At 53.4% G+C, this 8936-nt stretch carries 7 protein-coding genes; 6 read left to right on the forward strand and 1 reads right to left on the reverse strand.

Features of this window, described 5'->3' with window-relative positions:
* The first annotated feature begins 827 nt into the window (after nt 1–827).
* From JRJ26_19330 to JRJ26_19355, 6 genes are all read left to right on the forward strand, one after another.
* Nucleotides 828–2108 (forward strand): DEAD/DEAH box helicase, encoded by a 1281-nt coding sequence (locus JRJ26_19330; protein ID MBW2059649.1) that lies wholly within the window; start codon nt 828–830, stop codon nt 2106–2108.
* A gap of 1232 nt (nt 2109–3340) precedes the next feature.
* Nucleotides 3341–4549, forward strand: coding sequence for an ABC transporter substrate-binding protein (locus JRJ26_19335; protein ID MBW2059650.1), 1209 nt, complete (start codon nt 3341–3343; stop codon nt 4547–4549).
* Between the two features lie 89 nt (nt 4550–4638).
* Nucleotides 4639–5526, forward strand: coding sequence for a branched-chain amino acid ABC transporter permease (locus tag JRJ26_19340; GenBank protein MBW2059651.1), 888 nt, complete (start codon nt 4639–4641; stop codon nt 5524–5526).
* Nucleotides 5523–6515, forward strand: coding sequence for a branched-chain amino acid ABC transporter permease (locus tag JRJ26_19345; protein ID MBW2059652.1), 993 nt, complete (start codon nt 5523–5525; stop codon nt 6513–6515). The genes JRJ26_19340 and JRJ26_19345 overlap by 4 nt, the downstream gene beginning before the upstream one ends.
* Nucleotides 6508–7248, forward strand: coding sequence for an ABC transporter ATP-binding protein (locus tag JRJ26_19350; protein MBW2059653.1), 741 nt, complete (start codon nt 6508–6510; stop codon nt 7246–7248). The genes JRJ26_19345 and JRJ26_19350 overlap by 8 nt, the downstream gene beginning before the upstream one ends.
* Before the next feature lie 3 nt (nt 7249–7251).
* Nucleotides 7252–7974 carry an ATP-binding cassette domain-containing protein gene (locus tag JRJ26_19355; protein ID MBW2059654.1) on the forward strand — a complete coding sequence of 241 codons (723 nt, stop codon included), beginning with the start codon at nt 7252–7254 and terminating at the stop codon, nt 7972–7974.
* 185 nt (nt 7975–8159) lie between these two features.
* On the opposite strand, the gene JRJ26_19360 is transcribed toward JRJ26_19355, so the two are convergent.
* Nucleotides 8160–8450 (reverse strand): hypothetical protein, encoded by a 291-nt coding sequence (locus JRJ26_19360; protein MBW2059655.1) that lies wholly within the window; start codon nt 8448–8450, stop codon nt 8160–8162.
* Nucleotides 8451–8936 lie beyond the last annotated feature (486 nt).

Consider the following 8936-nt stretch of genomic DNA (forward strand, 5'->3'; position numbering starts at 1 on the left):
CCTGGTGGGTTGAAACGGACCTGGTTCCCGGCATGGCAAGGGCGGAAAAGGCCGAACGATCCCGGCAGATCCACTCCGTTCAAGGGAATCCGGGCTGTTATAGAATAGACCAGGGAGCGGTCCACTTTGGACCAGAGGGCTCTGCCCGGGGGCAGGCGTCGGTCTGCGCTCCCCAAAAAGGCCAAAACAAGCATCGACTCCCACCTATCAGAGAGTTATCAGCGTCTTTGCTGCCATGTCGTGAGCCACCAAGGGGTAACTCCACCAAATCGGAACTAGCAACCTGCTTGACCGACTCTTTGAGGAGGACCCGAGCCGCACCAAGGGGGCACCGACCCTCTTCGGAGAGAGACCGTTCCTCAAACAGATGTTTGCATCCCTTATCCGAGCATCTGAAGGGCGGAGAGGCGTCAGGATCACCGAACCCGAGCGCCACCAGCTTGAAGGACTCCATGATGAACTCCACAAAGGAGCTCAAAGAATGCACGAACCATTGGTCATAAGCCCATCAGCCCCAGACCAGATCTACAGCAAAGATAGGACTTGACCAGGGTGCAGCGGGGAATTGATCTGTGGTTCTTGCTTTTACGTGAAGAGTATTGTATAGTTCATTAGTTGGATGGAGTACTCTTGGCAGTAAGACGAAAGCCCGTAAAGAACTCTACACAACTTCTTTACGGGCTTTTTGTTACCGATTTGCAAAGCTGATTTTCAAAGGCCCTCGTCATTGCGAAGGGTCGTGTAAGATCGAGGAAATCATAGGTTTGGCGGAAAAATTGAAAAAGATAGCTCTGTTTGATATCGACCGAGTTATTTGAGGGTTGACGATGAAATTTTCAGAATTAGATTTAGGGCCGGAGATTCTGAAGGCCTTGACCAACATGGGTTATCAAGATTTGACACACATCCAGGAAAAGACCCTCTCTCCTATCCTGACCGGCAGGGATCTTTTGGCCCGGGCAGAGACCGGCTCAGGCAAAACGGCCGCCTGCGGTATTCCGCTGGTCAAGATGATCGATCCTTCGGTCAATGCCATCCAGGCCCTAATCCTGGTTCCTACCCGTGAACTCGCACTTCAATATGTGGAAGAGATAGATAGAATTTCGAGATTTACGGATGCCGTCCCCTTTGCCATCTTTGGCGGGTTTTCGATGGAGATTCAAAAAGCAAAATTGGCGGACAGGGTCCATATCCTCGTCGCAACACCTGGACGATTGATCGATTTCCTATATCATACCGCATCGATTGACCTCTCTTGTGTTCGCACGCTGGTTCTGGATGAAGCGGACGAGATGCTGAAGATGGGTTTTATCGAAGATATAGACTTCATCATGTCCTGCCTGATCCACAAGCACCAGACATTGTTTTTTGCAGCGACGATGCCCGAGGAGATCGATCGATTGGCCAGGGCCTATCTGAAAGAACCCGTCAGAGTAGAATTGAATAAGGAACAGGTGGCTCCGCAGAGTCTTATTCACCATTTTCAGTATACGGGGCGACGTGATCGGCTCAATACACTGATCGAATACCTAAGAGGGGAGAGGATCTCCCAGGCGATCATCTTTTGCAATTCGCGACATCGCGGCGAGAAACTGATAAGGGGGTTGAGATCAAAGTTTAAGTCGGTAGGGTATATCCACGGAGGTCTGGAGCAATCGAGGCGGACATCGATCTTCGAGCGTTTTCGCCGAAATGAGATTACCTTCATGGTTGCCACGGACCTTGCCAGCCGCGGGCTCGACTTCAGCCATGTCAGTCATGTGATTAATTATGACTATCCTTCCGGCCTGGAATCCTACACGAACAGGACGGGAAGGACCGGGAGAATGGGGCGGTCAGGCATTGCCATGACCTTTGTGACCGATCAGGAATTGAGGGTCTTGAAATCCCTGCTTAAGACGAATCGTATTGATCCCGTGTGGCATGGCAACATCCCTAACCTCCAGGCTGTCTCCAAACATAACCGGGGACGAGATGGCAAGAAATACTTCGACAGGCGGTCCCGGCCAGTACCCCAAAGTCGAACCCTATCAAATGACAGGAATGATCCCAGGAGGGGAGGAAAGGTAAGAGTACCCCTGGGTGAAAACAGGACGCCGATTTCATGAGGGGCTAATGAAACGTAGAAATTTGAGGAAAGCCCAAAGGTAGAGGGAAGTTGGGGGAAAAGCGATCAGTCTGCCTTTTTGGTGTCCCACTCGCCAACAAATAGATCCATGGCCAGCCCTGGAGCCAGATGGTAGATCTGTTCCATGGCTTTTTTGCATCTCATGACCACACCAGAAGGGGAAGTTTCCCAGCCCCTTGGGCAGGGTGCGGGCACGGAGGGGATCTCCACCTGGCCCAGTAGATTTCCACCCACCTCCACGTCCTCCCAGGATGCGCGAACCTCAAGAGACCGGGGCTCTCGGGGTGACGGCGGTTCCTTTTCTGCCATTTAGAATGCACCCTTATGCCCCCCCTGGCCTGGTGAGGGGTGAAAGCTCTTAAGTACCCATACCAGTTCCATCGGCCAATTCTGCTGCCCTGCTCCCTCTTTTCCCAAGGCAAAGATCCCCTTCAGTGGGATGTTGGAGAGTTCGGAAAAGGGATCGAAAATCCGGTCGAGTCTTGACAACAACGACACCGACCGTCTCCAATCCCCTTCACCCGCCCTGCAATTCAGCCTCTTTGAAAGAATTTCGGGAGCATACGATCAGAGAATCTATCACGTGCGAAATCACGACAGAACTCAGTTCCCAAGGTCTGACCCCCTTCGACTGGTAATCCCTCATTCCACCCCTCCAAGTGACACCAGTCAGAACGCCATAGGGATTTTACCTCCTTTTGATGGTCCGGCCAGGGCCCGAGGCCAAAGCCGACAGGAACTCGCACGAATGGAGAAGCCCGCCCACAGCGCACCGAGTAAGTTGCTTAAGAACCTACGTCCCCTTCTTCTTTTGCTAGTTGCATTTCCAAATCACGTGTGATAGACAGATCATGTAGCTGATGCCCAACAGACTGCATGGCTCGCAACACCTGGGGTGAGTTATGAGCAAAGGGCTGCAGAAGGTGCCGATGCAGGGCCTCCGAGGCGGTTTCTACCTCCTCGGGGGCTTTAGTATTTTGGGCCGTGGGAAAGTCAAAGTGCTCGAAAAAGGAGACGAAGAGTCGTGAGCCTGGTCGGCAAGTTCTCTGCAGTTTCAAGTATCTCTTCGAGAGGGGGCTAAGGGGGAAGTCTCGACTTCCAGAAGCCCGACAAGGGGCGGCTCCCGAATCACGGGAGGAGGTGATCGATGTTAGAGGTCGAGTGAGGATCGATCAGTCCATGACCAAATCGGCGTAAAGGAGGTAACCAGAAATGACCAGACTGCGTTCCATAACAGTTTTGGCGTTTGTTGTAGGGATCTTGGCTGCAGCGGGAATTGGGAATGCTGGAGAACCCATCATAATCGGGTCGGTGGAGCCTTCGTCTCCTCCCGGGTCGATTGCTCAAGGCAGTGAAGCCACTGCAGGAATCGAACTGGCTGTCAAGATGCTCAACGAGCAGGGAGGGATTCTCGGCAGACCAGTGGAAGTCAGGTTTCAGGATTCCATGGGCATACCGGAGAAGGGACGGGCCGCCACCGAAAGGCTCCTCGTCAAGGATAAAGTGCCGGTGATTGTGGGAGGCAATCACAGCTCGGTATGTATGGCCATGGCAGACGTGGCCCATGAGTATCATATCCCTTACGTGAATGTCAATTGCTGGGCTGATGCGATACGGGAGAAGGGATATGATGAATGGTTCAACACGTCGGTGAACAATTCCCGAATAGCTGTTGGAGGGGCTGAATTCGTCAAGTCCCTGGGCGTCAAGAGAGTCGTCGTCCTCCCCGAGAACACTGATTTCGGTATTGGGCTGGCCCGCGGTTTCAAGAAGCATTTGGAGAAGATAGCTCCCGGGATAGATTGCACCTATAAGGTCCTTGACCGAGAGGCCAAAGATTTCACGCCTGCAATCCTCAGCCTCACGAAGAATCCTCCCGACGTTGTGGTGCCGATAATGGATCCACCTGCCGGATACATCGTCATCAACCAACTCTATGAATACGGCGTCGCCCCTAGCTCCAAGACCTGGATGTTGGATCTGGATGCTCTGGCGGAACTTCCAGACTTCTGGGACAACGTGAGGGAGGCGGGAAGATACTTGACTGGAATCGCTCTCTTCCATCCGGCGATGAAACTGACCGACCTCGGAAAGGAGGTCAGAAGACGACATATGAAGAGAACGGGAAGAGAAGCGAGCAGGGTGGTCTTCCAGGGGTTTGATGCGGTGTGGGTCGTTGCAAAAGCCATAGAGCGTGCGGGGACGGTTGAGCCTGACGCCATCATCAGGGCTCTGAGAAAGACCGACGTTGTAGGAACCCGGGGCAGGATCACCTTCTGCATGGAGCGGGGGCCCTTCTTCCAACAATGGGTTGATGTGCCCTACGCGATCATACAGTTTACCGAAGTTGATCAGCCGCTTGCCAAGGCTCCTATCGTCTTTCCGCCTGCACAGGAGACCGCCAAGCCACTAAAGCCGTAAAGTATCGATCACGCGTGTACGGAGGTCCCCGGCCATACAGGGCCGGGGACCTCTTGAATCAAACCCGCAATTCAGGAGATTTCGCCGTTATGGATATTCTCATAACCGGGATCATGATGGGTACCTTTTACGCCCTGCTCGCTCTCGGCCTCTCCCTGATCTTCGGGATTCTTAAGGTCGTCAACTTTGCCCATGGTGAATTCTTTATGATAGGGGCCTATGCATATGCACTGATCGCCCTGAAACTCGGGATATCTCCGTTCCTGGTGCTCTTCCCCGTAATCGTTATCGGGATGATTGTAGGGGTCGCGGTGGAACGCGTCCTCATGCGGCCGCTGTACGAAAAATACACGGAATGGGGGGCCATGAGGGATGAATACGCTATTATTGTTACATTCGGGCTGTCTCTTTTTCTAATGAACCTTGCCAACCAGATATTTGGGCCTTACCCGATCAGCGGACCCGGCTTGGTTCCATTGAGAGAGAGGGTCACGCTGGGACACATGGTAATGATGAGTGCTCATCGTATCATAGCCTTTGGTATCGGGGCCGGGGTCCTGATAGCGGCCTATCTGTTTCTTCGTTTCGCACCCTCGGGGAAGGTAATTCAAGCGGTTTCACAGAACCGTTTTGGGGCATCGATCGCAGGTATCAACTCGAGCCGAGTCAGTATGATCGTATTCGGCATCTCGGGGACTCTGGCAGGGCTTTCCGGAGCCCTCCTATGTCCGATCTTCTCTGCCGAACCCTTTGTGGGTGCACTCCCTGCCATCAAATCCTTTGTGATCGTCGTCTTGGGAGGAATGGGGTCGGTGCCTGGGAGCATCTTGGGGGCATATCTGCTCGGGGTGTTGGAACAATTCGGAGCGGTCTACATATCCTACAGTTACCGCGACACCTTTGGATTTGTTATTTTGATCCTGGTGCTCCTTCTCAGACCACAAGGGATTTTTGGGGAAAAGGCAAGAGAAGTATGAATATAGGAACACAACTCAAACCTTACTGGGAAAAAGGCAGGCGTTTTGTCGAGGAGAAGCGGGCTCTCGACCTGATTCTTTCTTCAACGATTCTATTGATCGTTGCCGTATTTCCGATTTTCGTGGTCTCCGCCTATTGGCGGGGCGTTCTGGTTGTGGCTTTGTATTACGCGTTGGCAGCTATAGGATGGAACCTTCTCGGAGGCTATACGGGTCAGTTCTCCATCGCCCCGGCGGCCTTTTGCCTGATCGGTATGTATACTTCTGCGCTGTTAGGGCACTATTGGAACTGGCCGCCTTATCTTGGAATCCTTATGTCAGTGGTATCGACTGGTATCATAGGGCTCCTTCTTGGTCGCATATGCCTGCGCCTGAGAGGCCCTTACCTCGCCCTCACCACACTTGCATTCGCGGAAATCGTGAGAAGCATTATCAGATTTTCCTATGATATCACACGGGGCGACCTGGGATTGAGTGTCCCGAGACTCTATGGTGGCGAACGAAGCCATCTATACTACTACTACACGTTCCTGCTGGTTATTGTCCTTGTTCAACTCCTCGTGTATCTTCTGATCAAATCGAGAGTCGGCCTATACCTGCAGAGTATCCGTGACGACGAGGTGGCAGCCAGCGGGCGAGGTGTGAATGTGGTTTGGTGGAAGACTTTCGGTTTTGCACTGAGCAGTGTCATATGCGGACTGGCCGGAGGGCTCTTCGTCCATTTTATCGGATTGGCCAGCCCGGAGATGGGGTTGGTCATGCAATCGGGACTCATAATCGGCATGGCTGTCATCGGGGGTATGGGCACTCTGGCGGGTCCCCTCGTCGGTGGTCTCATCTTGGAGCCCCTGTCCGAGTATGTCCGTGAATTCGGGGTTCAGCATATGGTCATCTTTGCCTTCCTGATCATAATCGTCATAAGATTCTGGAGAGCCGGCCTGTACGGTTCGTTCAAGAACATCTTGGAAAGGCGGATATACAATGGGTAAGGGCCGGAGGCTGTTGGAAGTCGAGGGGGTTTCCAAGGGTTTTGGAGGTCTCCAAGCCCTGAGAGACGTCTCCTTCGGCATGGACGAAGGAGAGCTTATCGGTCTGATAGGGCCTAATGCCTCCGGGAAGACCACTTTCTTGAACATCATCAACGGATACTACCCGCCCAACCGGGGAAGCATCTACCTGGATGGAGACCGGATCGATGGCCTGAGTCCTAATCAGGTCGCCAAGAAGGGGGTCACCCGCATGTTCCAGGCCACCCGTATCTTCCCCAGGATGTCAGTGCTGGAGAATATGTTGACTGTCGGCTATGCGGTCGGTCGAATTCCGGCTCGGGATATCCTTGACAGGGCGAGGATGATTCTGACCCGGCTTTCCCTGGATTCTATGACCCACGAGGATGCTGGAAATCTTTCGGGCGGTCAGAGGAAGATCCTGGAATTCGGCACCTGCTTTATGGCGAATCCTAAATTGGTCCTTCTCGACGAGCCGTTTGCCTCGATCCACCCCGAACTCAAGAGTATCCTCGAGGGATTCATGAGGGCCCATTACGAGCAGGGGGGAACCCTTTTGCTCGTCAGCCATGACATCCCTTCTGTGGTCGCCTCCTGCCCCAGGCTGATCGTGCTCAATGCGGGCAGAATCATCGCTGACGGGCCGACTGAAGAGGTGGTCAAGAAGGATGAAGTGGCCGAGGCGTATCTCGGGGGCATTGCAGAGGAAGGTTGAGGTATGGAAACCCTGCTCGAAGTGGACAACGTAACACTGGGTTACTCAGAAGATATCGACATCCTCCATGATGTATCGGTAAGGATAGCCGCATCTACGATTACGGGAATGATCGGACTCAACGGGGCCGGGAAAACAACCTTTGTGAAGGGCATATATGGCTTCCTGAAGCCCAAACGGGGACGCATCCTCCTCGAGGGTGAGGATATCACCAATGCCGAGCCTTACATGCTCATCCACAAAGGTATATGGTACCTTCCCCAGGATTCCAGTCTATTCCCCTACCTCTCCGTTGAAGATAATCTATCTATCCCTACGAGGCCACTTCAATTGAGCCGGCTGCAGGTGAGAGGACGAATGGAAGAGGTCTTTGATCAATTCCCCGACCTCCGCGACAAAAGGAAAAAGAAAGCAGGTGATCTGAGCGGAGGGCAGCAAAAGATGCTGGAATGCGCCAAGGTGATGATGGTGAAGCCCAGGCTCCTGTTTGTTGACGAACCCACCGTTGGACTTGCCCCGAAGTTTGCCATGGAGATGTACGAAAGGATAGTGGGGTTTTTGCACGGGGGAATGACGGTATTCTTGATTGACCATAATGTGCGTCAGCTAATCAAATTGTCAAGCTACATCTATGTTATGAGTCTTGGCAGAATCACGAGTGAAGGACCACAAGACCGGTTTAAGGGTGAGCTCAAGCATCAGGTAAGGCAGTGGTTGGGATTCTGAGGCCGATGCCGAGAGATGAAAAGGCGGGCTCACCCATCAGGCTCTTGCCCGAGGACCATAGCGCCGCGCCGGTCAAGTTATGATCCGTGCTGGTGGATCGGGGTTCTGAGAGGTGAAACAAGGGTTGAGCCAGAGGTACAAGCCCCCAGGCCCACGTCAGAAGCAAAGGAAAACCCGAACCCAGCCTATGTGAGACGCCAGAACCCCCCCTTCTTTTGAACGTTTGTGAAATTAAAGCAAATATCCACAACCTCACGAATAAGTGCCAGTCGCTTTTCCAGGCCGATCAGGGTGCCGACGAGAACCTCGAACCGTTTTTGCCTTGTGAGGTTCCGCAACGGGGTTTGAACCCGGAACTCTCCTGCAAGATAGACCACGCCCCGGGTGACGCTGAACTGAATCTTTTCCAAATCTGCCGAAGTCCGGCTCAGTTCGCGGCGCACCTCCTTCTGGATTTCGAAATCGCTTCTCATCATCGCGGAGCGCTCCTCATTACGGCTTGCTCCCACTTCCCACAGGAGAAGGCTGCCTCCAACAAGCCCCTTCCTTCAACCCACGACCTCCCCCTGTGCGGGCGGCCGCCGGGGCCCAAAAGCTCCAATGCCGGAACCTCCATTTTTCAGGGAACCCGGGAAAACAATCAAACAAAAACACCCTCGAATCCCTGCCATCCCCCAACCCGGTCTCGACCGCCATCACCTTTACCATCGACAAACAAGCCGCATATTATAAGCATATCGAATGTCTCAGGGTCGGGGACAATGGGGATCCACAAGCTATCGAGGACCCTTTCGACCAACCACGGTCTTGTTCCCGCCTCATTGCGTGCTGCAAAACCCCGGAACGTCTGGTTCGACCAGTCTCCGCGTGGTCTATAGATCCGGTACACATCACCCGCCGAATCAAGCTCTTTCTGCACGGACGTACCCGGACCCCTGTCCCCACGAGAAAACTCGATTCTC

The organism is Deltaproteobacteria bacterium, assembly GCA_019308905.1.
Lineage (GTDB): Bacteria > Desulfobacterota > BSN033 > WVXP01 > WVXP01 > JAFDHF01.